Origin of the sequence: Thiomicrorhabdus cannonii, assembly GCF_013391695.1 — a bacterium.
GTDB lineage: Bacteria > Pseudomonadota > Gammaproteobacteria > Thiomicrospirales > Thiomicrospiraceae > Thiomicrorhabdus > Thiomicrorhabdus cannonii.
Genome location: NZ_JACBGH010000005.1, coordinates 63,126 through 87,317, shown reverse-complemented (window position 1 = coordinate 87,317; position 24,192 = coordinate 63,126). Strand labels below are relative to the sequence as shown.

The 24,192-nt window shown below is 50.4% G+C and carries 26 protein-coding genes and 1 riboswitch; of the genes, 8 read left to right on the top strand and 18 right to left on the bottom strand.

What is annotated here, in order from left to right; all coding sequences use genetic code 11:
• Window positions 1-2: 2 nt before the first annotated feature.
• From nikB to amrB, 4 genes are all read right to left on the bottom strand, one after another.
• The gene (nikB, locus tag HZ297_RS07300) at window positions 3-926 is read right to left on the bottom strand and encodes a nickel ABC transporter permease (protein WP_178862341.1); all 924 of its coding nucleotides are present in this window, start codon (window positions 924-926) and stop codon (window positions 3-5) included.
• Window positions 923-1,405 (bottom strand): L,D-transpeptidase, encoded by a 483-nt coding sequence (locus tag HZ297_RS07295; RefSeq protein WP_178862340.1) that lies wholly within the window; start codon window positions 1,403-1,405, stop codon window positions 923-925. The genes nikB and HZ297_RS07295 overlap by 4 nt, the downstream gene beginning before the upstream one ends.
• A gap of 133 nt (window positions 1,406-1,538) precedes the next feature.
• Complete coding sequence (gene amrA / locus HZ297_RS07290; protein WP_178862339.1) at window positions 1,539-2,114, bottom strand: AmmeMemoRadiSam system protein A; 576 nt, start codon at window positions 2,112-2,114, stop codon at window positions 1,539-1,541.
• Window positions 2,101-2,943, bottom strand: a complete 843-nt coding sequence (amrB, locus tag HZ297_RS07285) for an AmmeMemoRadiSam system protein B (RefSeq protein WP_178862338.1) — start codon at window positions 2,941-2,943, stop codon at window positions 2,101-2,103. The genes amrA and amrB overlap by 14 nt, the downstream gene beginning before the upstream one ends.
• 76 nt (window positions 2,944-3,019) lie before the next feature.
• Here amrB and amrS point away from each other — a divergent pair, with 76 nt between their 5' ends.
• Both amrS and HZ297_RS07275 read left to right on the top strand, forming a co-directional pair.
• Window positions 3,020-4,126: an AmmeMemoRadiSam system radical SAM enzyme gene (gene amrS, locus HZ297_RS07280; protein ID WP_178862337.1), complete on the top strand. Its 1,107-nt coding sequence runs from the start codon at window positions 3,020-3,022 to the stop codon at window positions 4,124-4,126.
• 133 nt (window positions 4,127-4,259) lie between these two features.
• Window positions 4,260-4,358: riboswitch (cyclic di-GMP riboswitch) on the top strand.
• Between the two features lie 135 nt (window positions 4,359-4,493).
• Window positions 4,494-4,676, top strand: coding sequence for a hypothetical protein (locus HZ297_RS07275; RefSeq protein WP_178862336.1), 183 nt, complete (start codon window positions 4,494-4,496; stop codon window positions 4,674-4,676).
• A 90-nt stretch (window positions 4,677-4,766) separates the two neighbouring features.
• Here HZ297_RS07275 and HZ297_RS07270 read toward each other — a convergent pair whose 3' ends face one another.
• From HZ297_RS07270 to HZ297_RS07240, 7 genes are read right to left on the bottom strand one after another with little or no spacing between them, the layout of a single operon-like run.
• The gene (locus HZ297_RS07270) at window positions 4,767-6,272 is read right to left on the bottom strand and encodes an ABC transporter substrate-binding protein (RefSeq protein WP_178862462.1); all 1,506 of its coding nucleotides are present in this window, start codon (window positions 6,270-6,272) and stop codon (window positions 4,767-4,769) included.
• A 9-nt stretch (window positions 6,273-6,281) separates the two neighbouring features.
• A complete protein-coding gene (locus HZ297_RS07265) occupies window positions 6,282-7,685 on the bottom strand; it encodes a TolC family outer membrane protein (RefSeq protein ID WP_246261732.1) in 1,404 nt (467 codons plus the stop codon).
• A complete protein-coding gene (locus HZ297_RS07260) occupies window positions 7,663-8,169 on the bottom strand; it encodes a CYTH domain-containing protein (protein WP_178862335.1) in 507 nt (168 codons plus the stop codon). The genes HZ297_RS07265 and HZ297_RS07260 overlap by 23 nt, the downstream gene beginning before the upstream one ends.
• Window positions 8,170-8,188: 19 nt before the next feature.
• Entirely contained in the window at window positions 8,189-9,079 is an 891-nt protein-coding gene (cysM, locus tag HZ297_RS07255; RefSeq protein WP_178862458.1) for a cysteine synthase CysM, read from the bottom strand.
• 42 nt (window positions 9,080-9,121) lie between these two features.
• On the bottom strand, window positions 9,122-10,069 hold the full coding sequence (locus HZ297_RS07250; RefSeq protein ID WP_178862334.1) for a prenyltransferase: 948 nt from the start codon (window positions 10,067-10,069) through the stop codon (window positions 9,122-9,124).
• Window positions 10,070-10,099: 30 nt separating this feature from the next.
• On the bottom strand, window positions 10,100-10,984 hold the full coding sequence (locus HZ297_RS07245) for a hypothetical protein (protein WP_178862333.1): 885 nt from the start codon (window positions 10,982-10,984) through the stop codon (window positions 10,100-10,102).
• A complete protein-coding gene (locus tag HZ297_RS07240; protein WP_246261730.1) occupies window positions 10,977-11,696 on the bottom strand; it encodes a glutathione S-transferase family protein in 720 nt (239 codons plus the stop codon). The genes HZ297_RS07245 and HZ297_RS07240 overlap by 8 nt, the downstream gene beginning before the upstream one ends.
• Before the next feature lie 465 nt (window positions 11,697-12,161).
• Here HZ297_RS07240 and HZ297_RS07235 point away from each other — a divergent pair, with 465 nt between their 5' ends.
• The 4 genes from HZ297_RS07235 to HZ297_RS07220 all read left to right on the top strand — a co-directional run bounded on the left by HZ297_RS07235 (window position 12,162) and on the right by HZ297_RS07220 (window position 14,669).
• Window positions 12,162-12,599: a hypothetical protein gene (locus HZ297_RS07235; protein ID WP_178862332.1), complete on the top strand. Its 438-nt coding sequence runs from the start codon at window positions 12,162-12,164 to the stop codon at window positions 12,597-12,599.
• 186 nt (window positions 12,600-12,785) lie between these two features.
• A complete protein-coding gene (locus tag HZ297_RS07230) occupies window positions 12,786-12,935 on the top strand; it encodes a hypothetical protein (RefSeq protein WP_178862331.1) in 150 nt (49 codons plus the stop codon).
• Between the two features lie 145 nt (window positions 12,936-13,080).
• Window positions 13,081-13,698 carry a hypothetical protein gene (locus HZ297_RS07225; RefSeq protein WP_178862330.1) on the top strand — a complete coding sequence of 206 codons (618 nt, stop codon included), beginning with the start codon at window positions 13,081-13,083 and terminating at the stop codon, window positions 13,696-13,698.
• 80 nt (window positions 13,699-13,778) lie between these two features.
• A complete protein-coding gene (locus tag HZ297_RS07220; protein WP_218644572.1) occupies window positions 13,779-14,669 on the top strand; it encodes a TIR domain-containing protein in 891 nt (296 codons plus the stop codon).
• Between the two features lie 197 nt (window positions 14,670-14,866).
• Here HZ297_RS07220 and HZ297_RS07215 read toward each other — a convergent pair whose 3' ends face one another.
• The 7 genes from HZ297_RS07215 to HZ297_RS07185 all read right to left on the bottom strand — a co-directional run bounded on the left by HZ297_RS07215 (window position 14,867) and on the right by HZ297_RS07185 (window position 20,471).
• Entirely contained in the window at window positions 14,867-15,124 is a 258-nt protein-coding gene (locus HZ297_RS07215; protein WP_178862329.1) for a YfhL family 4Fe-4S dicluster ferredoxin, read from the bottom strand.
• A gap of 15 nt (window positions 15,125-15,139) precedes the next feature.
• Complete coding sequence (trhP, locus tag HZ297_RS07210; RefSeq protein WP_218644579.1) at window positions 15,140-16,639, bottom strand: prephenate-dependent tRNA uridine(34) hydroxylase TrhP; 1,500 nt, start codon at window positions 16,637-16,639, stop codon at window positions 15,140-15,142.
• A gap of 103 nt (window positions 16,640-16,742) precedes the next feature.
• Window positions 16,743-17,243 (bottom strand): DNA-deoxyinosine glycosylase, encoded by a 501-nt coding sequence (locus HZ297_RS07205; RefSeq protein ID WP_178862327.1) that lies wholly within the window; start codon window positions 17,241-17,243, stop codon window positions 16,743-16,745.
• 66 nt (window positions 17,244-17,309) lie between these two features.
• Window positions 17,310-17,774 carry a hypothetical protein gene (locus tag HZ297_RS07200; RefSeq protein WP_178862326.1) on the bottom strand — a complete coding sequence of 155 codons (465 nt, stop codon included), beginning with the start codon at window positions 17,772-17,774 and terminating at the stop codon, window positions 17,310-17,312.
• Between the two features lie 98 nt (window positions 17,775-17,872).
• A complete protein-coding gene (locus tag HZ297_RS07195) occupies window positions 17,873-18,517 on the bottom strand; it encodes a peroxiredoxin (protein ID WP_178862325.1) in 645 nt (214 codons plus the stop codon).
• A gap of 226 nt (window positions 18,518-18,743) precedes the next feature.
• Window positions 18,744-20,117 carry a 30S ribosomal protein S12 methylthiotransferase RimO gene (rimO, locus tag HZ297_RS07190; protein WP_178862324.1) on the bottom strand — a complete coding sequence of 458 codons (1,374 nt, stop codon included), beginning with the start codon at window positions 20,115-20,117 and terminating at the stop codon, window positions 18,744-18,746.
• 117 nt (window positions 20,118-20,234) lie between these two features.
• The gene (locus tag HZ297_RS07185; RefSeq protein WP_178862323.1) at window positions 20,235-20,471 is read right to left on the bottom strand and encodes a hypothetical protein; all 237 of its coding nucleotides are present in this window, start codon (window positions 20,469-20,471) and stop codon (window positions 20,235-20,237) included.
• 267 nt (window positions 20,472-20,738) lie between these two features.
• On the opposite strand from HZ297_RS07185, the gene HZ297_RS07180 reads away from it, so the two are divergent.
• On the top strand, window positions 20,739-22,802 hold the full coding sequence (locus HZ297_RS07180) for a TonB-dependent receptor plug domain-containing protein (RefSeq protein WP_178862322.1): 2,064 nt from the start codon (window positions 20,739-20,741) through the stop codon (window positions 22,800-22,802).
• A gap of 564 nt (window positions 22,803-23,366) precedes the next feature.
• A complete protein-coding gene (locus tag HZ297_RS07175; protein WP_178862321.1) occupies window positions 23,367-24,161 on the top strand; it encodes a glucosaminidase domain-containing protein in 795 nt (264 codons plus the stop codon).
• Window positions 24,162-24,192: the final 31 nt, after the last annotated feature.

Below are 24,192 nucleotides of genomic sequence, written 5' to 3'. Positions count from 1 at the left end.
CCTCATTGCGCAATCCTGATGCGCGGATCGAGCCAGGCATAAACCAGTTCGGTGAGGCCGTTTACCGTGATATAAGCGACACTGATAATCAAAATGCATGCTTGCACCACCGGATAATCGCGGCGCTGAATCGACTCCACCAGCAACTGCCCCAGACCAGGCCAGTCGAATACCACCTCGGTGATGACCGCGCCACCCAACAGCGTACCGAGCTGCAGCCCCAAAATCGTCACAACCGGCAGCAGCGCATTGAACAGGGCATGCTGGCCATACACCCGCCAGCCGCTCAAGCCTTTGGCCTGTGCGGTGCGAATATAGTCTTCGTGCATCACTTCCAACAAGGAGGCGCGCAGCATACGCGCCAGTATCGCCGCCAAGGCCGTGCCCAGCGTGATAGCCGGCAAGACCCACGCCCAAGGCTGCTCTGCACCGCTCACCGGCAACCAGCCAAGCGCCAATGAAAACAGCAAAATCAGCATCGGCCCCAGCCAGAAATTGGGAATGGAAACCCCCAGCAACGACACCGTCATGGCCAGATGGTCGGGCCATTTTCCGGCGCGTAGCGCCGCCCAAAGCCCCAGCGGAAAGGCGATGAGTACGGCGATCGCCAGTGCCATCAATGCCAATTGTAGCGTCATCGGAAAGCTTTCGGCGATCAGCGATGTGACCGGCTGCTGGAAGAAAAGCGAGTTGCCCAAATCGAGTTGCGCCAGCCCCACAAGATAGTGCCAATATTGCAGATACAAGGGTTCATCCAACCCCAGCTGGCGGCGCAAGGCGCTTTCATCGGCCGGACTCGCCCAATCGCCGAGCATGACCGCCACTGGATCGCCCGGCACCAGATGAATCAACATAAACACCAAGGTGCCGACAATCCAGGAAACAAACACCACCGAAAGGCTCAGGCGCAACAGATAACCGATCATGCCACGATCTCCACGGGCACACCGCAGGCAACATGATCGAAAAGCTCGATAAGCTCCTCGTTACGCATGCGGATGCAGCCGTGCGAGCGTGGCACGCCCATCGGTTCGCTGTCCGGGGTGCCGTGTATATAGATATAACGCTGCATCGTATCGACCTTCCCCAAACGGTTGATGCCGATTTCGCGGCCGCACAGCCAGAGAATACGCGTCAGAATCCAATCGCGCTCGGGCTGGGCTTGCGCCAGCTGCGGCGAATAGACTTCACCTGTCGGACGGCGTCCCACAAACACGCTATTAACGGGCTGGTCTGCGCCAATTTTGGCGCGAATGTAATGCAATCCCAGAGGGGTTTGATAGGAGCCTTTGAGGTTACCGCTGCCTTTGAGCGCGGTACTGACGGAATAGGTTTTGACGAGCTCATTTTGGGAAAAGAGCCGCAACTGCTGATCTTGAATGGAGATGACAATAGTCTGGTTCAAAAGCGGGGTTACTCGTTCGTCAAATTCGGAAATCTAAATGAAGAAACTATTGTAACCCGCTTTGCCTCATGTGTTACAGGTATGTCAGCACTTTGAATCTGGCTGCGAAACGCCGCATCAAAATAGCGGGGATTTATGTGTTTATGTCATGCCAGTGGGCGCCGAACTTGAAGGTGGTGTAACGCTCGCAACGCATGGTTTCACTCCAAGCGGTCATTCCGCCTTTACGCAGCAGATAGTCGACAAACGCCTGCTTATCGGGGAGCTGTTCCCAAACTGACGGCAGGAAGGTTGAGCGTTTGTAGCCGTCCGTTAAGATCAAGCCATCTTCAAACGGACGTAATTGCTCTAATAGCGCCTCTTTACTGTCACAGTCATGCATAGGTTCCGGCTGGCTCAAGGCTGAAATCTCAACCTCCAAACTGGCTACCTCATGCGTCTGCAAGGGCGAAAATCGCGGATCCCGAAAGGCTGCATTGAAGGCGTTATAAACCACGTCTTTCGCCAAGGGGCGCATCGCCTGCAAGGTGCCGATGCAGCCGCGCAGCTGATTGTGCTTGTTCAAAGTGACAAAACTCGCACCGTGTTCCATTAGACCGTGTTCATTGAGTAATGTATCGGCCATCACTTCACCGTCCGACCAGGCCTGTTGAATACTGCTTTTAGCCGCTGAGAGCAAAACCTGCTGTTGCTGTTCATTCAATTGCATCACTTTCCTTCCTCGCGGTTTCGTCGTTTTCGTAAATCGCCCAGCTGCCGTAACCGACCACGCTGTCTTTGCTGCCGGCCGTATCGCCGGAATTCACGCACTCTATCGGTTGCACTTGCCAATGTTCAGCGCCATGCATCGCCAGTAAACCCTGTATGCCTTTGTAGCCGCAGGCATGTTCGCCATCCAGATAGCGCCACTGTTTAGCCTCGATCCACTGAGCCGTTTGTGCATCCATCTTTTGCGCTTCGGCATAAGGGTGGAAATGGCTCAGATCACTGCTAATCACCACATAGACCCCTTCCTGCTGTAATAGTGCTTCGAGTATGGATGCCACCTCTTGAGCGGAAATGGCGCCATTCAGAAGCGGCACTACCTTGGCCTGCGGTAACACGGTTTTAATAAACGGCAGCATCACTTCGAGACTGTGTTCGGGAGCGTGTGCCATATTGTGATAGCGTAAAAAATCGAACTTTTCTACCAGTGCATCCCGCAAATTCGTATCAACAGCGACCTCCCCTAAAGGTGTGTCCATAGCATCGTAGTCGATGGTTGTCATGCCATGAAACCCGACGCGATGTGCGGGCCCCATAATAACCACCGTTTTTATCTGTGCGGCGGCTTCCCATAATTTGAACGCCTTGGCCGCCGTTTGGCCCGAATAGATATAACCGGCGTGTGGAGCGATCAAGGCGCGGGGTACGGCTGTAATGCCAGCCTTTTTAGGTATATTGGTATCGCTTAAGGCGTCGTCCAACCAGCGCTGCAAAACAGATTGGTCTGCCGGATAAAACAGTCCGGCCACCGCGGTAGGTCTGCTAGTATGCATAAAGGCATTCTCTTGAATTTTAATAAGTTACCACTATATATGGATACAACGATTCAAGTTTTCAAGGTAATCAAAAATGAAAAATATTGACCTTTCACACCCGTCGGTCATTCCAGTCGAGCACTGGCACGCCCTCGACAACGGTCTGATTCAGTGTGACCTGTGTCCACGCGAATGCACCTTGCGTGAAGGCCAGCGCGGCTTCTGTTTTGTACGCGGTCGCAAGGACGACAAAATGTGGCTGACCTCCTACGGACGCTCCAGCGGCTTCTGTATCGACCCGATCGAGAAGAAGCCGCTCAACCACTTTCTGCCGGGCAGTTCGGTGCTCTCCTTTGGTACGGCAGGCTGCAATCTGGCCTGTAAATTCTGCCAGAACTGGGATATGTCGAAAGCACGCGATATGGATCGCCTGCTGGATCAGGCCAAACCCGAAGCGCTTGCCCAAGCCGCCAAGTATTACGGTTGCGCCTCCGTTGCCTATACCTACAACGATCCGGTGATTTTTTACGAATACGCCATCGACACCGCCAAAGCGTGCCGCGCGTTGGGAATCAAAAATGTCGCGGTCACTGCCGGCTACATCAGCGAAGCACCGCGCAAAGAGTTCTTTAAATGGATGGATGCCGCCAATATCGATTTGAAAGCGTTCAGCGACACCTTTTACGAGAAGCTGACCGGCGCGAAATTACAGCCCGTATTGGACACCATCGAATATGTGGCCAATGAGACCGATTGCTGGCTTGAACTCACCACCTTGCTGATTCCGGGCGAAAACGATTCCAAAGAAGAGATCGAAGCGATGTGCAAGTGGATTATCAACCACTGTGGCGCCGAAGTGCCGTTGCACTTCACCGCTTACCATCCCGATTACCGCATGATGAACAACCCGCCCACCCCGGCTTCAACGCTTGAAATGGCGCGCGAAATCGCCATGCAGGCCGGATTGAAATATGTCTATACCGGCAATGTCTTCAACCCGCAAGGTCAGGCCACCTATTGTCCGGAGTGTGCCCAAAAACTCATTGGCAGACAGCACTACGAAATTACCGATTGGCACCTGCATCTTAATGAAAACGGAAAGGGTTGCTGCGATGCCTGCGGCGCAGCGGTTGCCGGCGTATTTGCGGCCAGTCACGGCACCTGGGGCAACCGCCGCCTGCCGGTGCGCTTGAATACCTGAATGATTGCTAAGAATCACGCCAAAGTAGTGAAGATAACCCGTTAATAATGAAGAGCTTTAATAAAAAAATACTTTTAAAAAAGGATTATTTAAGAGTAAAATTCAACTAAGTCCATTAAATTAATGGGCTTATTATTTGTTGTGCCAAACTTGTTGTGAAGCAAGGACGGAAAGCCAAGGGTCTTAGACGGGAAACGGTGACGTTACTCTGCTAAGACAGCCGGTTGCCAAATAATCCCCGCGAAACATTCGGGTCGTGGGTTTATTCGTGTCACTTCTAACATTTTTGTGCCTTCAATTTTTCATTGTCATCACGCCGCTGCGTTGAATATCACGCTCGGTACGACTCTAAAAAAGGAAGGTTAAAATGAGACGTTCATCTTTTTTTCAGACGCTGTTTAAAGCGTCAGTACTCTCCATTGCCATTGTCAGTGTGAGTCCGGCAGAAGTCATTGCCAACTCCATCGCCACGGTAACGGATTTTATGCAACACAAACCGCTATCGCACCATCAGGACGAAGCACTTAATACATTAAAGCGGGAGTTCTAAGGGCGATAAAGGCAAACGGCTGCATATTTCACTGATATGCAGTTGTTTGCAATGGTTACCACCCGGCCTGTTCAGTTTTAAAATCACGTTTTAAAGCGTGACTTTCTTAACCTTTAATAACCCGTCCAAGCGTCCGTCGGCATAGAGTTGCATACCGTGCACGTTGTTGCGACTGACCGCATACTGATCCTCATACCATAACGGCATGGCAGCCAATGTCTGCTGCAGATGGCGTTGCAAAGCACGGTAAGTTTCCGCCTGCTCGGATAAGCTCTGCTGATTCGCTGCCAATGCAATCAAACGATCGGCATCGCTATCACGGTAACGCCCACGGTTTGCGCCGTTTGGCGGAATCGCATTACTGGCAAACACATACTGGAAAATATCCGGGCTTTTGATCCCCACCCACGCCAGACTGTAAAGCTGAAACCTTCCCTGCTTGATATCGCTGTAAAAGGTGCCCCAGTCGTAACTTTGGATGTTCAAATGAATGCCGATGCGGCGCAATTGCGACTGGTAGATGGTGGCCAAACGGATGCGTGTCGGGTCATTGGAGGTTTTGAAACTCAGTTCGATCAGCCCTTCCGCGTTACGCGATGTTTGCGGAATCTGCGCCTCTGTCAATTTGAGTTTCGCTAGTTCGGGGTCATATGCAAAGCCGTGGATATCCGGCACGCCTGCCCAATGTTCCGGTACCAACAGCCCGCCCGCCAGACGCGCGTGGCCGTTGAACAAGGCATCCACGATCGCCTGCCGGTCAATGCCGTAGGCAATCGCTTTGCGCACGGCGAGTTGCGACAGCAGCGCGTCGTCAAAGTTAAAGCCCAGATAGCCGAATCCGGTGCCATGCTGCCACTGCACCTGCAAACCGCTTTGCTGCTCGCAGTAATGGATCAGTTCGGGCGACAGATCATTCTGCAGCAGGTCGATCTCGCCCTTCTTCAACTTGAGCACGCGTACGGTCGGGTCTTTGACGTTAATGAATTCCAGAGTCACTTTGTCCGGCCGTTGCAGCACCAATTTCTGCTCATTCAGGCTGATAAAACGGCACGCACCAGACCCCACCGGGCGTTCATGAAACGGATGATTCGAGTCAATCAATGACTTGGGTAAAATCCCGATGACCAGGCGGCCGACAAACAGCGGATCAGGCGCATGAAGCCAAAAATCCACTTGTTTATCATCAACTTGAACCACTTGTTTAATGTTTTTAAGCGAGCCTTGGTGTGGTGAGCCAAAATCGGGATTCAACACGCTTTGATAGGTGGCGACCACATCGGCGGCAGTGAGCGACTCGCCGTTATGGAATTGACTGCTTTCAAGGAGGGTAAAACGATAGTGCTGCGGCGTGAGTTGTTGCCATTCTGCCAAATCGGCCACCGCTTCAAAGCGTTCGTTAAAATCCACCAACTGGCGGTAGAGCAAACGGTTGACGCGGCTCGACAAGGCATCGGTGGCCTTGCGCGGATCGAGCATACGCGGGCGCGCGTTGACGCCCATGCGAATGCTATGCGGGTTTTCGCTGCGGTTACAGGCCGTCAATCCCAGCCCCGCCAGGGGCAAAAGCGTTTTAATTAAACCGCGGCGACTAGGCATGAACAAAAATTACGAACCTTGTGCGGCGTTTTCAACCAACGTATGGTCTTGCATCATATTGGGCGCTTCGGGCGCGGTGAGCAAACGGTCATAGGTCTGCAAGTCGTCCGCCTGCAAATCGCCGGCTGTCGCTTCCAATTTCAGGCGATTGACCACCTGATTGTGCAGGGCTTCCACCAGATTGCGGCGTGCGCTGAAATAGTTGGAACGCGCCGTCAAGACTTCCAGCAGGCTCTTCAAGCCGACCTTGTAACTCTCTTCAGCGGCCTCCAAAAAGGCGCTGCCGGATTTGACCGCTTCACGCAAGGCGGCAACCAGACTCTGGCCGCGCTCCACAGTGCGCACCTGTACACGCGCATCCAAACGCGCCTGTTCACGGCTGTCACGCAGCGCCTGTTCGGCCGCCTGCAGCTGATAGCGCGCCTCACTCACTTTGGCGGTGGTTGCGCCGCCCGCATAAAGCGGCACGCTCACATTGATACCGACGCTGGTATTTTGCACATCTTCCTTACCGGTGATGGTGGACGGATAGCCGTTGTAGTCGGTATTGGAATAGTTGGCTTGCAGGTTGGCGGTTGGCCAATGTCCGGATTTCTGCGTTTCGATATTGTGCGTGGCGATATCGACCTGGCTTTGCAGATTTTTAACGGTCAGATTGTCGTTCTCGGCACGTGCCTCCCAATCCGACATCGCCAAATGCTCCTGCGGCAGCGCAACTTGCAGCGCCAATACTTTCAAGGAGGCAATGTTCTTACCGGTCAGCTTCAACAACGCTTCATTCGCGACATCCAACGCATTTTCGGCATTGATGCGGTTAGACTTGGACAGATCGTAACTCGATTTGGCTTGCAGCACATCCGTCAGACTCGCCAGGCCGACTTCGGCTGACGCCTCGGCGCGTTCCCATTGAATCTTATCGGCGGCTTCCTGTGCCAATGCCAGATTCAAATCCTCCTGCGCCAGCAAGACCTTGAAGTAAACGTCCGTGGTGCGCACGATCAAGTCCTGCTCAGCGCTCTTGAACGTGTAATCAGCCTGCTGCACCACGCTCTTGGCCTGTTCATAGCCCGACCAGGCGGCCCGGTTATAAAGGGGTTGCGTTAGGTTAACGCCCACATTGGTGCTGGTGCGGTCGGTATAGTCGATGTCGCCGATCGTATAGCTGCCGCTGGCGCTGATATTAGGCAACAAGGCCCCTTTTGCCTGCTGTAAAAGCTGCTGATTGGCGTCATATTGGGCACGCGCCTGAGCCAGTTTGGCATCTTGCAACAATGCCATCTGATAGACATCCAACAATCCGGATGCCCCCGGATTGGCGAGCACGCCCGAAGAACCCATTGCCAATGCCAGCGCCAGCGGTTTTAAAGTTGAACGCCATAACATGGTACTTTTAGACCGATTTTGCTTTTTCATCTTCGCTCCAATCTTTATACGGGTAGCTGCTTAAACTGACATTGTAAAAACGCGACTCATGCGTCACCTCGGGGCCTGCCCAAGATGGCATGACAATCACATCCTCTTCTGAATCCATTTCCACCTCGGCGATAATCAGGCCGGCATTGTCCCCCTGAAACTCATCAATCTCCCAGATATGATTGCCGTAACGCACCAGATAACGCACCTTTTCAATCACCGGCCCCACCGTCAGGGTTTTGAGGATTTTTTGCGCCTCCTGCATCGGGATCACAAACTCGTATTCATCGCGACTCAGGCCGATTTCCAAACTTTTGATGTTTAGGTTCGCCTTGTCGCCTTCAATGCGCACCCGCACCGAACTCTTGGAGGTCGCGTCATGGATGTCGTTAAGATACCCCTGTGCAAAATGCGTGCTTTTAAACGCCAAGGCCTTCCAATCCTGCCCTTTGACCAAAAACTTACGTTCTATTTCTCTTGCCATGTTCACTATCCGTCGCGTTTCAGCCGTAAACACCCGTTGATAAATAGCGGTCGCCACGATCGCACACGATCGTCACAATCACCGCATTCTCCACCTCTTGCGCCACCTGCAAAGCGGCCGCCATCGCCCCTCCGGATGAAACGCCGCCAAAAATACCTTCGATTTTGGCCAGTTCGCGCATCGTCTGTTCCGCACGCTGCTGCCCCATATCGATAATGCGATCCACCCGCGTCGATTCGTAAATTTTGGGCATATATTCCACCGGCCAGCGGCGGATACCCGGAATAGCCGCGCCCTCTTCGGGCTGCACGCCGACGATCTGCACATTGGGATTCTGTTCTTTCAGATACATCGAGGTGCCCATAATGGTGCCCGTCGTGCCCATCGCACTGACAAAATGGGTGATTTTGCCGTGGGTGTCACGCCAGATTTCCGGGCCGGTGGAGTGGTAGTGTGACAACGGATTATCGGGATTGGAGAACTGATCGAGCACGATGCCTTCGCCACTGGCCTGCATTGCCAGCGCCAGATCGCGTGCGCCTTCCATGCCCTGCTGCTGGGAAACGGTGATGAATTCCGCGCCGTAGGCCGCCATGGAGGCTTTGCGTTCCATGCTCATATTGTCGGGCATAATCAGTTTCATCTTATAGCCCATCAACGCCGCCGCCATCGCCAGCGCAATGCCGGTATTGCCGCTGGTGGCTTCAATCAAGGTATCGCCGGGCTTGATATCGCCGCGCTGTTCGGCCTGCTTGATCATGTTGATTGCCGGACGGTCCTTGACCGAACCGGCCGGGTTATTGCCCTCCAGCTTGGCCAGCACGACACTGTTGGTATCCGGGTTGACCATACGCTGCAATTTCACCAAAGGCGTATTGCCGACAAAGTCCATTAAGGTTGGAAAATTCATCATGTTGAAATCTGTTCTCGATTGTTTACCGTCCGCTTACCATCAACCTAGGTCCATCACCAGCAGCAAAGCCAGTGTCAGCGGCAACAGGAGGTTTATTATGACATTCATGCCCAAAGCCGGCGCAAGTTTCTGCGTGTTTTGTCTATGCTGGCTGACTATTTTCACCATTTTAAACGCCAACGGCAACCACAACAAAGCGGCCAGCAATGCCAAAGGCAAACCGGAAAACAAAGCCAGCGCCGTGACCAGCAAAAATGCCAGCACATAGAACAGTACAAACACGCCGGCCGCCGCATTCGGCCCCAAATGCAACAGCAGATTATGTCGTCCCACCTGCTTGTCGGCTTCCTGATCGGGAAACTGGTTCAATAACAGCAGGTTATTCACCAATAAAAACGGAATCAGCGACACCAATACCGCCAGCCAGCTCAGCTCGCCCAGCCAGACATAATAGGTTCCCAGCACCATCACCGGCCCAAATCCGAGTCCGGGGGCAATCAAACACAACCACGGCCAGCGCGTAATCAACGGTGTATAAGCAACCACCAGTAAAATCCCCACTATCCCCAGCGGCAACAGCAGCCAACCTTTCAGCCAAATCAGCAATGCGCCCAACAATACGCTGCCGCCCAAGGTAAGCCAGCCGGCGACGCCCACCCACTTTGCCATGTCGGGATTGGACGGCAAAGCGCCGCTGCCGCCGCTGAACGGCGTTTTGGCCGTCAGCAAATCCAGCCCCGATTTAAAATCGTGGTACTCGTTTAGCAGATTCACGCTGGCGTGCGCCAATAAAGCGGCTACCAGCAATACCGCCAGAAGCGCGCCGTCAAACACAAAGACCGCGTTCTCGCGTCCCTGATGATAGGCCAGCGCCGTGCCCAACAGCACCATCACCATGCTCAACAGCAGAAACGGCGGCCGGCTGCTGCGAATCAGGGTTTTCCAACAAAAAGAAGGCAAAGAAGAAGGCGTGAGTGTCTGTTCCATCAAGATCCTGTATTGTTAACAACGCGAAATTTACTCATTCAAATAGCCGTCCAATCGTTTAAACCAACCCGCCAACCAGCGTGATTCGGCTCTTTCCGCCGGCGCCAGATCAACCCGGGTTTGCAGGCGTTGCTTGGCACTTTCCACAAATCCTTGCAACAGCAAAACATTGTCCGGCTGGTTAAAGAGCGCGGCGGGCATCTGTTGCAATACCTCTATCAGCCCCCAGCCAACCCCTTGATACTGTTCTTTATCATTGCCACCTATCCCCTTGAAATTAAAGTAATCTACAATTGCAAAGGTGCCTGCTTTAAACTGCATGAGCCGGGATAGCTTTTGTTGGAGCGACTGCTGTTCGGCCTGCGCTTTAGTTTGCACGGTTTGCTGCCAGCGAGTGTGAAAACTTTGCACAACAAACTCGGCCTGTTCGCGGCGGGTTTGACTAAGCCAGTCACGCAATGCCGCCATTTCCGGGCTGGACCCGGCCTGTTCAAATTGTATTTTGCTTTGCCAAGGCGCATCAAAGCCCGCCGTCTGCGCCCCGTTTTGAGACCACAGCGATGCCAGCCATGACGGCGGTGCAGATGTTTGTGGTGTTGAGGTTTTCATTAAAAAATCAAACAGCGCAGGAAAGGTTTCCTCAAAAGGCGCGTCCACGCCTTTGGGAAACCAGATGAAATGCGCGATTCCAAACGACGGAAACGCCTCGCCTTTGCCCCAATGCGTCAAATAGCGGGTTTGGCCGGCACACTCGTTTTGGTAGATGCGCTCGCCAATCCACGCATAATCCTGTTCGGGCAGCCCAGTCAGTTTTGACCCGATTTGAGGCGTTTGCGGCTGTGCCTGCACGATTCCCAAAAACGTCAAACTCAACAGGCCGGCTTGCAAAGCGCGGGCTAAGGCGGGTTTAATCACGGGGTTTAAGCTTGCAGGCAAAATGGCCGTCGAGTTTTTTCAGCATCATCGCATACAGATTAACCAACCCTTCCACCACGGAATTCTGCACGCTGGGCAGCGCCAGCAATACACTCGACCAATGCGCCAGCTTGGGCGTGTCGGCCAGCAAATCCTCACCGGTCAGCTGCTTAATAAAATCCAAACGCATCAACATCGGCGCATAGGCCGCGTCAATCAGGTTAAAGTCGGCGCCGTTAAAATAATCGCCGCCACTGTGCGCCGCCTCCAAACGCGCCAACCTCTGCTGCACCGCAGCGCGCTTGTCATTGCAGGCCGCCTCCTCTTTGGCGCTGATCATGCCATGCATCGCGCCCAGAATTTCGCCGCCAAAACTGATCCACGCGCGGTTCTTGGCTTTAATCAACGCATCGGCCGGATGCAGGCTCGGCGGCGTAATCTCGTCCACATACTCCTGAATCACCGCAGACTCAAACAGCACTTCCGTGCCCGCAGAGGTCATCACCTTAAGCACCGGCACCTGCCCCAGCGGCGAAATGGCCTTGAACCACTCCGGCGGCTCGTTGAGGTCGATATAAGTGATGTCAAAATCGACGTTCTTGTGCTTCAACACCACCACGGCGCGCTGCACAAACGGGCAAAGTTTAAAGCTGATCAGTTCGAGTTTAGGCTGCGCGTTAGTCTGCATAGTTGACGGCATGGTTGACGACATAATCTGCTCCTTTAAAGAGTGAGATAAATACGAGTTTTTCATCTTACCCACTCAGCCAACAAGTGCAACGCCATAGCAACGTTTTTCACAAAAAATTGATTTCAAAAAACTCAACAGGCCGGGTAAGGTGCCTTTTACCCGGCCTGTTCGAAATTTAAAACGCTCAAAAAACCTAAACAATTAACAGCCTCTTGATACGTACTTAAGCTAGTTTGTTTAAGCGTTTTGAGGTAGGATTCGTGAAACTGCTTTTCATATCGGGTGAAGTCAACAAATAAAACTACCCTAACCTGATTATTACACCACAGCGGCTTTTCATGAAATAACAGGGTCTTATGGGAAATTTCGCATAACCTGTCAAACCAACAACTTTCCCGATACACGGAAAATTGGACATGAAAAGAGACTCAATACCCAATAGGTAGGCAATATTGCCTGATAATAAATGTTATACAACAGAAAATTATGGAACAAATAGCAAATAATCTTTCAAATATTGAATGGTGGTTTACTGGGATATTTTTTATCTTAGTGGCTAAAATAATCCAATGGTTATTTAAAGTTTTGCCTACGGTAACCAAAAAGTCATATCGTGCATATCAATACAAAAAATTAAAAACCATAAAAAACATACGCTGGAGTTCATCAGCAATAAATTACGAAATTGCAAAATCTCAGGCATGGTTTGTTGTTTTTTTTATAACTTGTATAACGTTTTTAGGTTGGTTGGCCTATAAACCAATCCAAGAATTTCTAAGCTTGGGTGTTCTGGCTGCATTAGTTTTGACTGCCCCAGTTTATTTATTTGAATTCATTTGGTTAAATCAAGACTTAAAAGTTAAAGACTTAATCAGATATCGCAGTAAATTACGTATAACAAAACACTTAAGCCGACTGCGCTAACGCGCAGCCGCTTAGTTCAAGCGTTATGTATCAGTTTGCAGAATGGAGTTAGTTACTTCTTCTACAACCGACCAGTCGGGTTGCTTCCACCTTAGTGACTGACAAAACCTAAATAGGAAGCAAAGTCTGAACTATCCTAGCCCGACTCAACATGAGACCTAGGGTAACGTTAGTTGGAGGATGCCTATGGCAAAATCAGCTTTAACGGGTTCAGATGCTTTATCTCTTCGTATACCAGCATTCGTAACATTATTTGTTACATTGCTTGTAAGCTTTGAACCTGTGACAGCACTAGCTATTAGCTTAGTTGTTACAAAGTTCTTGGCAGAGGTGTAAGGCAAACCGGTTTGTATTCAGTTAGGCTGGCAAACCACCTAATTTCATTGTGCAGAGTTTAGCTCTGTACATAACAAGGCACTCAAGCGGACTGCGCTAAAGCGCAGCTCGCTTAGTTTTATCGTTATGTATTAAAAATGGATTCATGTATCAAATGACAGACATAAATAAAAAAATGGAAAAGGATATTGCACAACTTGAAAAGAATATTGGTCTGTCATCAGGCTATTATTCAAGACTTTTACCTGAGGATGACTGGTCATTCGTTATTAAGTTAAGTGCATTATTTGAAGCTGTGGCAACTGAAGCTTTATCTATTAAATTCGGTAACTCAAAAATAACTGAATCAGTATCATATTTAGAATATGCAAATCCAAAGTCTGGAAAAATAGTTTTTTTAGAAAAACTCGAAGTAATCAATAAAGAACAATTTACGTTTTTAAAAAAACTGGCCGAGCTTAGAAATCAATTGGTTCATACAATCTCTTCAACAAATTTTTCTTTTACAGAATACATTGATGGCTTGGATAAACAGCAGAAGAAAAACTTTGTATCTACTTTTGGACATGGAATAAAAGAAAATTTCACAATAAAAGGTATGTCATTAACTCGTAGAGACTGTACGTTAGATAACCCTAAAATAGCAATTTGGGTAACTGCGCATGAAATATTGGCTTGTATTCATGCTGACTATTCTACCCATGCAAAAGTTGAACAGATAAAAACCAAATATTGGAATGCTTTAGTTGAAAGGTATCAGTAAGAAATGCATAACAATTCACTCAACCCGACCGCGCTAAAGCGCGGCTGGTTAGCTTAAACGTTAGCTGAATAGGAAAACGGATGTATAACCTGATTATTGGATACATAGGTCCAAATGACCCAGAAAATGAAATCACGGTTTCTGCTTCAAGATTCCTTGAATATACCGATTCAGAAACACAGATGAGATTTAGAAATCTGAGTGCTGAAAATGTCGGAGAGATTAAAGGGTTTCCTGCCCTATTGATGCAAGAACAATATGAAGATGGCGCCTTTGTCGCGACAATCACAAATATAACTAGATCAAATTATGATTACCGTATTAGGTTTGAAAGAGATACTGATGTTGAGGTGCTTACACCTCAAGAAATCGAAGATTTAACATTAGAACTTTGTATCGAAAGTTTTGAATTTCACCGCACCCATTGGGCTGTCAAAAGAGCTGATTTACGTAAGCTCTTAGCCTCTAGACAAACTCCTGTAGTTCCCGAAGCTGAAGCCGAGTTTGCTTTTGAAAACAAACCAGCAGAGGCTGGCGAGCAATTCAATAAGAATCAGGTCTTTATAGTTCATGGTCATGATGAGTACGCCAAAAATGACGTTAAGGCTTATGTTGAATCAAAAGGTCTAGAACCAATTATTCTTCATTTGCAAGCCAGTGGTGGGCGGACAATTATAGAGAAAATTGATCACTACAGTAATGTGGGTTTTGGGATTGTTCTTTATACGGAATGTGATGTAGGAGCAAAGAGAGACTCATTAAGTTACAAATGGAGAGCTAGGCAAAACGTAGTATTCGAACACGGATATTTGATTGCAAAGCTTTCGCGCCAGCGTGTCGCTGCGTTGGTTAAGGGTAGCGTTGAAACTCCGAATGACATTAGTGGAGTTGTTTATGTATCAATGGATGCAGCTGGCAGCTGGAAAGACGAGCTAGATACAGAGCTTCGTAGTGCAGGCTATGCCATTTGAAAAATCAGCTAACAAGTCAAAGCAGCAACGCCACTTCGTGGCTGGACGCGCTAAAGCGCGCCGCTGTTTGAAGCGTTAGCTACCATGAATCAACGGGGTCAGACTCCATTGATTGTTTCTATTTCAAAAACTCAACAGGCCGGGTCTGCGAGGTATAAAAAAAGCGCCAAAGGGCGCTTTCTAGTTTATGCAAAAATTCAAATCTTATCGGCTTTAACGAGTTCTTTGAACTTTTCGTAGAGGGTTTCGTGATCCTCTACCCGCTCGGGATCGGTGATAATGCAATCCAGTGGGCAGACGCTGATGCAGGTTGGGGTGTCGTAAAACCCGACGCATTCCGTGCAGAGGTCGGGGTTGATCTCGTAGATTTTGTCACCCATCGAGATCGCCTTGTTGGGACACTCCGGCTCGCACATGTCGCAGTTAATGCAGCCCTTAATGATTTTTAACGCCATAACCCAATCCTAAAATCAGGCCGTTGCCTTGGCTTTGGCGCGGTTGGCCGCGTCCATTTCATCCTGCTTGGCTTTGGCTTCACGCGCTGCGGCATCGCGTTTGACGTCGCCGCCCCACGCTTCGTTACGCATAATCAGACCGAACAGCAGCGTTTCTTTATCCAAATCTTTGAACGGATTCGGAATACGCACGCGCCAGCCGGAACCCAATGCACAATCGACCACTTCATCGTGATGGGTCTGCATGTGATCCAGCACCAGCGACACATTGCCCGCCGGGGTCATAATCTCCAGCGAATCGCCCACGCAGAATTTGTTTTTAACGTCGATTTCCAGCAGCGAACGCCCGTCGCGCTCGACCACATCCACCACCTCGCCCACAAAACGCTGGCGCTCGGATTTAGACACGCCGTATTCGTAGTTTTGGTATTCGGAATGCACGTGGCGACGCAGGAAGCCTTCGGTATAACCACGGCTTGCCAGGCTTTCCAGGTCATCCAGCAATGAACGGTCAAACGGTTTGCCGGCCAACGCATCGTCAATCGCCTTGCGATAGACCTGCGCGGTACGCGCCACATAATAATGCGACTTGGTACGCCCTTCGATCTTCAAGGAGTGAACGCCCATATCGACCAGTTCCGGAATCAGCTCGACGGCACGCAAATCCTTGGAGTTCATGATGTAAGTGCCGTGCTCGTCTTCAAACGCCGGCATCAGTTCGCCCGGACGCCCCTCTTCTTCCAACAGCATCATCTGGTCGGTGGTTTCACCTTCACCCAATGTTGGATTGTAAATATTCTGTTCGGGAGCATTGCGACCGGTCGTGCCGGTCAGATCGGTAATGTTTTCGACTCTGACGCCGACCACATCGCCGGATTCGTCCTCTTTGGCTTCGTAGGTGTTGTAGTTCCAGCGGCAGGCGTTGGTGCAGGTGCCTTGGTTGGCGTCGCGCTTGTTGATGTAACCCGACAGCAGACAACGGCCTGAATAGGCGATACACAGCGCGCCGTGCACGAAAACTTCCAATTCCATTTCCGGTACTTTTTCGCGGATTTCGCGGATTTCGGCAATCGACAGTTCGCGCGACAGCACCACGCGGCGCACGCCGTTGTTGTACCAGAATTTGACTGTGGCCCAGTTGACCGCATTGGACTGCACCGACAGATGGATTTCCTGCTCCGGATATTCGGCATGCACCATCGCAATCAGGCCGGGATCGGACATAATCAATGCGTCCGGTTTCATGGCGATAATCGGCGCGATGTCCTTCATGTAGGTGTTGACCTTGGAGTTGTGCGCGGCGATGTTCGACACCACATAGAACTTTTTGCCGAGTTCATGGGCGCGCTTGATGCCCTTTTCCAGATTTTCTTCATCAAACTCGTTATTGCGCACGCGCAGGCTGTAACGCGGCTGGCCGGCGTAAACCGCATCGGCGCCGTAAGCGAAGGCGTATTCCATGTTTTTGAGGGTGCCCGCGGGGGACAAGAGTTCTGAGACAACTGGTCTCTTCAGGCTTTCTGCTTCCAAGGCAAATCTCCTAAAGTTATGAATTGGTAAGGATTTAAAGAACTTCTAAAAAACGTCACATAACGAGTTTGAAAGTGTGGCGCGTATTCTACAACAATTCGGCCAGTTTTTCTTGCCATAACAAGTATTTATCTTCAAAACTTAAACGTGCGTTAGCCGGGCTGGTGGAGGGCAAGGTAAAAAACTGCAAATCGTGCGGCAAGGTTTGCGCTTTGAGCACATGGCGTTTGAAGAGCGTTTCGGCGGCTTTACCGTTGAATATCACGGTTTTTAAATGGGGATGTTTGGCAAAAATCCAAGTGAAGTCATTGGCTTGCGGTTGTTGAATGGCACTGTCCAGACTGCCCTGGCGATGACAGGCTTCGAGCACATCCCATAAAAAAATGCCGGCTTCTTGCAAAGAGGCGGTTTTTTCTTCAACGGACGACAAAGCACGACCCAGCAGCTTTTGCATAATCGGCCAGAAGGCGTTGCGCGGGTGGGCATAATAAAAGGCTTGATTGAGCGATTCGACACTCGGCATGGTGCCCAGAATCAAGACCTTGGCTGAAAGCGGTTCAATCGGCCGAAAGCCGTTGCATTGACTCATAGCGGCAATAACCTGAAACAACTCAACCCGGCCTGTTCAAAACTCAACAGGCCGGGTTGACTGCTTTTATTTGATGAGTTTGATAAAGTTCAGCACGGCCTGCTCGGAATCGAGCGTGTGAACTTCCTCTATCTGTAACCCTTTCAGCTTGTAGACGCTGACTTTATCGGCCTGTTTAGGCCAGTTGGCGGTCACCTCGCCCTCTTTTTCGAGCGCAATCGCAAAGGTGTAATCCTGCATTTTAGGAATGGCGACAAAACGCGTGATCAGGCTCGGCATAGCGGAAATATCGGCCACATAAAGCCAGTTTTTGGCAGCCAGATCCTGAATCTTCAGATCGCTCAAGGCTTTCTTGACCCATTCACCACCCGCTTTATGAGTCGACAAAATCAGCCACTCGGTCTGCTCATTCAGCGTTTGCGGTTTATCCCATTGATCCATAAAAGTGTGCGCTTGTAGGCTTTTGAGTTCGGCGGCCTGTGCGCTGAATGCCAACAGTAACAGCAGTGGAAGCAGTATTTTTTTGATCATAACCAATACCCTATAAAATAGATTGACGAAATGAAGCTATAAAAAAAGCCATTATAACAATGGCTTTTTCGCTAAAAGCAACTATCGGTTGAATAGAATTAGATAGACTTTTTGCAGAAGTAGAAGTCAACACACTCATACTCGCCGGACGCCATGCGCGCTTTGGCTTCTTCAACCGTTGCCGCAGGAGGAACGATGACTTTGTCACCTGGCTGCCAGGCTTCTGGCGTGGCACAAGCGTGTGCGTCGGATGTTTGCATCGCTTTAACCAGACGCACGAACTCGTCCATTGAACGGCCGTTGCTCATCGGGTAGTACATCATCGCGCGCAATACACCTTTGTCGTCGATAATGAAGGTAGCACGTACCGCAGAGGTATCTGCCGCACCTGGGTGAACCATGCCGTAAGTCGTCGCCACTTTCATGTCCAAATCGGCGATAATCGGGAATTCGATATCTACACCAAATTTCTCTTTGATGTTCAGCACCCAAGCGTTGTGCGAGTGGTGAGAGTCGATAGACAGACCCAAAAGTTCGCAGTTAAGTGCGTCGAACTGTGGTTTGCGAGCCTGGAACGCCATGAATTCAGTGGTACAAACAGGCGTGAAGTCGGCTGGATGGGAGAACAGGATCAGCCACTTGCCTTTGTAGTCCGCCAATGTTTTGCGGCCGTGAGTGGTAACTGCATCAAATGCTGGAGCTGCTTCATTCAAACGTGGTAAAGAGATAACTTGTGATTCCATCTTATTTCTCCTAATGAGTAACGATAAATTATTCTAGTTCAAGCACAAGATTATTTAATGCTTGAGTGCAACTATACGCCCACCCTACTTATCGCTCAAGTCAATTATTTAAATGAAATTGATAGTTTTAAACTATTAGATGAAATTCAAACACCGCAAACAAAAAAACCGCGAAGCATCGCAGGGATACTTCGCGGTTAATTGGGAACCAAACATTCAGAGCGGGTTAACCCAGTTCTACATAAGCCGTTTCCTGCTCAACGAACTCCTCAACCGGTCTGGCCCACAGGTCGTATTCGTCGGCGGCGACAATCTCCACCTTGACGAACTGGCCGGGCTGCAGATGGAAGCCGTCTTCAATAAACACCAAACCGTCGATCTCCGGCGCATCCGCCATGGAACGGGCAATCGCGCCTTCATCGTCGATTTCATCCACCAGCACCGTCATAATCTGGCCAACCTTGGCCTGCATCTTGTCGGCACTGATGCGCTGCTGGGTTTCCATAAAACGCTCCCAACGCTCCTGCTTGACGTCATCCGGCACCGGCGGCGCCAGATCATTGGCCACCGCGCCTTCAACCGGCGAGTATTGGAAACAGCCGACGCGATCCAACTGCGCTTCCTCAAGGAAATCCAACAAATCCTGGAATTCTTCTTCGGTTTCGCCCGGGAAGCCGACGATAAACGTCGAGCGGATCGTCAAATTAGGCACCTGCTCACGCCATTTCTTGATACGCTCCAGCGTCTTTTCGACATTGCCAGGGCGCTTCATCGCTTTCAAAATACGCGGATTGGCGTGCTGCAACGGCATATCCAGATAAGGCAGGATTTTACCGGCGGCCATTAATGGAATGACTTCTTCAACGTTGGGATACGGATAAACATAATGCAGACGCACCCAGAATTCGTCCACGCCGCCCAGTTCGCCCAACGCTTCGCACAGACCGACCATCGAGGTTTTGGTGGGACGTCCGTCCGCGAACTCGGTTTTGTATTTAACGTCCACGCCATAAGCGGCGGTGTCTTGCGACACCACCAACAGCTCCTTGACGCCGGCCGCTTTCAACTTTTTGGCTTCTGTCAACACATCGGAAACCGGACGGCTCACCAAGTCGCCGCGCATGGACGGGATAATGCAGAAGGTGCAACGGTGGTTGCAGCCTTCTGAAATTTTCAGATAGGCGTAATGCTTGGGCGTCAGCTTGATGCCTTGCGGCGGCACCAGATCCACAAACGGATTGTGAGCCGGCGGCGCAATCACGTCATGTACCGCTTGCACGACCTGCTCGTAAGCCGCAGGGCCGGTGACAGACAGCACCTTTGGATGCACTTTCAGAATCTCTTCTTCGCGCGCGCCCAGGCAGCCGGTCACGATGACCTTGCCGTTTTCCTCCAGCGCTTCGCCGATGGTATCCAACGACTCCTGCACGGCGCTGTCGATAAACCCGCAGGTATTGACGATGACCGTATCGGCATCTTCATAGGAGTTGGTTAGCTGATAGCCTTCGCTACGCAGTTGCGTCAGGATGCGTTCTGTATCCACCGTTGCTTTGGGGCAACCCAAACTAATCACGCCAACGGTCGGCTGCTGCTTTGACATAATCGTGTTCTCACCTTAATAAAACCAAATCCGGCTATTGTAACTGATTATGTCGATTCACCTCTAAAAAACCGCTTAAATAAAAGGCCGCCGATCGGCTTTGATATTGCCTGAAAACTAGCGCGGCAAAGCCACCTCCACACGGCTTAACGGTTTGCTTGTTCCCGCACTGACGCCGCACAAATGATGGTTTTCACAGGCATGGCAAGACTTGGGCTGGCACATTCTCAAGCAGAGCTTTTTGACAATGTCGCGTGAGGCGCTGTCCAAGCATTTCAATTCGCTGGGATGCAACACCCCGGCCGCAAATATGGCGGCCAACTGTTTTTCGTCCAAACTGATATTGACACTCATTTTCCATCCCTCCTGCAGGCTTATATTTCTGACGACCGATCTGATTCAAAAATTTCAATAAAACAAAGTGCTTAAGTTTATTTTATCAAAATCGAAAAGAATTATTAATAGAAATCATTATCAGTTGCATTGACATTGGCTTTGTTTTGATTAATATATGCAAACACGAATCGTTATTATTTGTAATTTTAGGAAGAAAACATGATATTCACCGCCCGTCGCACTTTAATCGCTGCTGCTATAGCATCAGTGTCAGCCTCCCCTGTTATGGCGGCACAGGAAGTCGAGCGCTTAAGCACCATTGACGTTTCCGCTCAAAGCTCTGCCAAGTCCGACAACCGACTGCTGCAAGTCAAAGATGACATCATTCAAACCGACGTCATCAATCAGAAAAAAATCGAAAAGAAACAAGCCGCCAATCTAGCACAGGCGATTGAAGACGAGCCCGGCGTTAAAGTCAGCACCGAATGCTCAATGTGCGGTGTGAAGCGCGTTATGCTCAATGGTTTAAAAGGCGAACACACCACACTCTTGATGAACGGCGTACCCAACAGTTCGATTGTGGAAGGGTTCTACGGTTTTGACGCCATTCCGATGGCGGGTGTGAGTGCGATTGAGATCTCGCGCGGCGCGGGCGCCTCCCTGATCGCTTCCGAAGCAATCGGCGGCGTAATCAATGTGGTCACTTCCAAGCCGCGCAAGGATGCCTTGACCATCGATCTGTCCAAAGGTAACCAGGGCTATCACAAATATCAACTGGCCGGCACCAAAGTCAGCCAGGACAACAAAACCGCGCTGGCGGTATCCGCCCAATCTGACAATCTGGATCAGTATGATCAGGACAATAACAACGTCAACGAATCCCCGGCGTTGAGCAACGAAAGCATGACCGCGCACATTTGGCACGAGCTCTCCAATGCCGACAAAGTCGAACTGCGCATTGAAAACCAAACCTCGGAAATTTTCGGCGGTCCGATGATCGGCAGTGACCTGGCCAGCTCAAAGTCGGATGCCCGCACCCAAGACACCGGTACCAGCCCCGGATTTATTGATGACAATGTCAACAACCGTCCATCGGCCACCACTACCGCCAAGGACTTCCTCGAAAACATCGAGTCCAAAAAGCAGGCATATACAGCCAAGTGGTATCACAACGTCAACAGCGACCTGCAAACGCGCGCCACCCTCTCGGTTGTGGACTCGGAAATGGATGCTATTTATGAAGGCACCACTTACCGCGCCGAACAGGACATCTACTACGTTGACCTGCGCGGCGATTATTTTCTCAACGACAAAAACGCCCTGACCTTCGGCGCGGACTTCAAAACCGATAAAATGCGTTCCGAATCCGCAGGTGGTTCCCATCCCGCCGACGACTCCTACGACATGACCACCACCGGCGTCTACCTGCGCGACATCTGGACACCGGCTTCCAATCTTGAGATTTCGGCGGCGCTGCGTGCGGATAAAATCGAAGTCGATTTTGTGGATCAGAACAAATCGTTTGACGAAACTGTTCTGGCCCCGCGTCTGCATATTAAATACGACCACAACTTCAACTGGACGTCACGCCTTTCGGCCGGCCAGGGTTACCGGGTTCCGCTGCAGTTCTTCGAAGCCGATCACGGCATTCTCGACGATGGCTTCGGTGTTGATGTCGATAAACTGGAAAAATCCAACTCGGCACGCTACTCACTGACCTATAACGGTGCGCAAACTTTCTTTGAAACCAGCTATTCGTGGACGTCGGTTGAAAACCTGACCTTTATCGACATGGACAACTATGCCCGCCCGACACTGGTCAACTCCGACAGCACCGGCACCGTGCAACACGCCGATATCATGATGACCCATCAACTCACCGGCCACTGGTCTATCGGTGCGAGTCTGGAAGGATTTATTTACGACAAACCCTATCGTGAAACCTTCGGTGTCATTCCCGTTGAAGAACGCCTGAAGCTTATGGCCGATTACACCGGCCACGGTTGGGAAGCCAATCTGACGGTGACTGCGATTGGCGAACGTGATTACCGCGATTATGCGGGCGCCGCCTACAACGAGCACTACAATGCCGCAAATGGTGTGGACAGCAAGGGTGATCACTCGCCGGCCTATTTCACCGCCGACCTGCGTCTGGCGAAAACCATTGATAAAAACTGGGAAATCTATGGCGGCGTCAACAACCTGTTTGACTATACGCAAACGGCTGAGGGCGATTCCCCATTGTTCTTTGACGGCGACTCTGCCGGTTCGGAAGACTGGGACGTGGGTCACATCTGGGGACCGCTGCGCGGCCGCTTGGTGTATGCCGGCGTGAAAGCTACCTTCTAATCAAGGTTTAAAAGCGATGGTTAAAAGCGATAGTTTATGGGCAATGAATTAAGTGCAATGGTAAAGCAACGCTTTAAAAAACGTTGCTTTAATGACGTTAACCATCACTTTAACCCGTCTTACCTGCAAACCGCCCATTCATCGGGCGGTTTGTGTTTTTAAAGGTTTGGGCTTTTTAAAACGGATAACCGCATTTTATGATTGATTTATTGAACCACAGAGTACACGAAGAGCATGAAGAATTTGAACGTTAATCAGTCGTTGGTGTTATTTTTGTGTTTTAAAGCGGTTTTAACAACATTTAAAATCAATAAGATTGGTTGAGAATATATATCAATTACTTAGAAAAACTTCGTACTCTTAGTGCTCTTCGTGTTCTTCGTGGTTTAAATCTTCATCAACTTATCAATCACAAAATATGGATACCTTTTAAAACTCAACAGGCCGGCTACAACAGCCTTACTGCCCCCGCTTGCCGCGCTTAAGGCTCTTACGCACACTAAAATTAGTCACTTACGGCATTTAACGGTATAATCCGCGTTTTTGTGTGAGAGCTGTTTTGTTATGCTTGCAAAAGGCATTGCTGCGATTTTAGTGTTATTAATCAGTCTGTTAACCGCTGAAGTGCTGTCCGCACAACCCGCTCCCGATAGCGAATACCTCTCCTTATCGAGCATTCAATCCGCTGCCAGACCGGCATCGCTGCAGCCGATATCGCCGCCCAACTTTACCGAAATCCCCAATGTATCGGAACGGAAACAGGCATTTTTTGCCTTTATGCGTCCGCTGATTAAACATGCCAATGAGGCGATTCTCAAGGAACGCCGCTGGATCGCTTCCCTGAATTTTGAACAACTCAGCGACACACAGCGCGCTAAAGTCAGCGAGCTGGTGCAGAAATACCGTTTGAAATACACGGAAATCACGCCGCAGACCCAGAAAACCCTACTCAAAAAGATTGATGTGATCCCGCAATCTCTGGCGCTGGCGCAGGCGGCCAACGAGTCGTCCTGGGGTACATCGCGTTTTGCCCGCCAGGCCAATAACTTCTTCGGCCAGTGGTGTTTCACCCCCGGTTGCGGTCTGGTACCCAAACAGCGCCGCCCGGGCGATAACCATGAAGTGAAAAAATTCGCGAATGCGCTCGAATCGGTTAAAAGCTATATGCTGATGCTCAACAGTCATCCGGCCTTTAAACCGTTGCGTGACGTCAGACTGACGGCGCGCAAGCAAAAGCAGCCCTTTAACGGCCTGACTCTGGTGCAGGGTCTGGAGCCCTATTCGGCGCTAAAACAAACCTATATCGAATCCATCAGCCAGATTATTGAGCACAATGAACTGACAGAGTACGATTTGTAACCCGGTTTTTTTACGCCGGCAGAAACTCAAC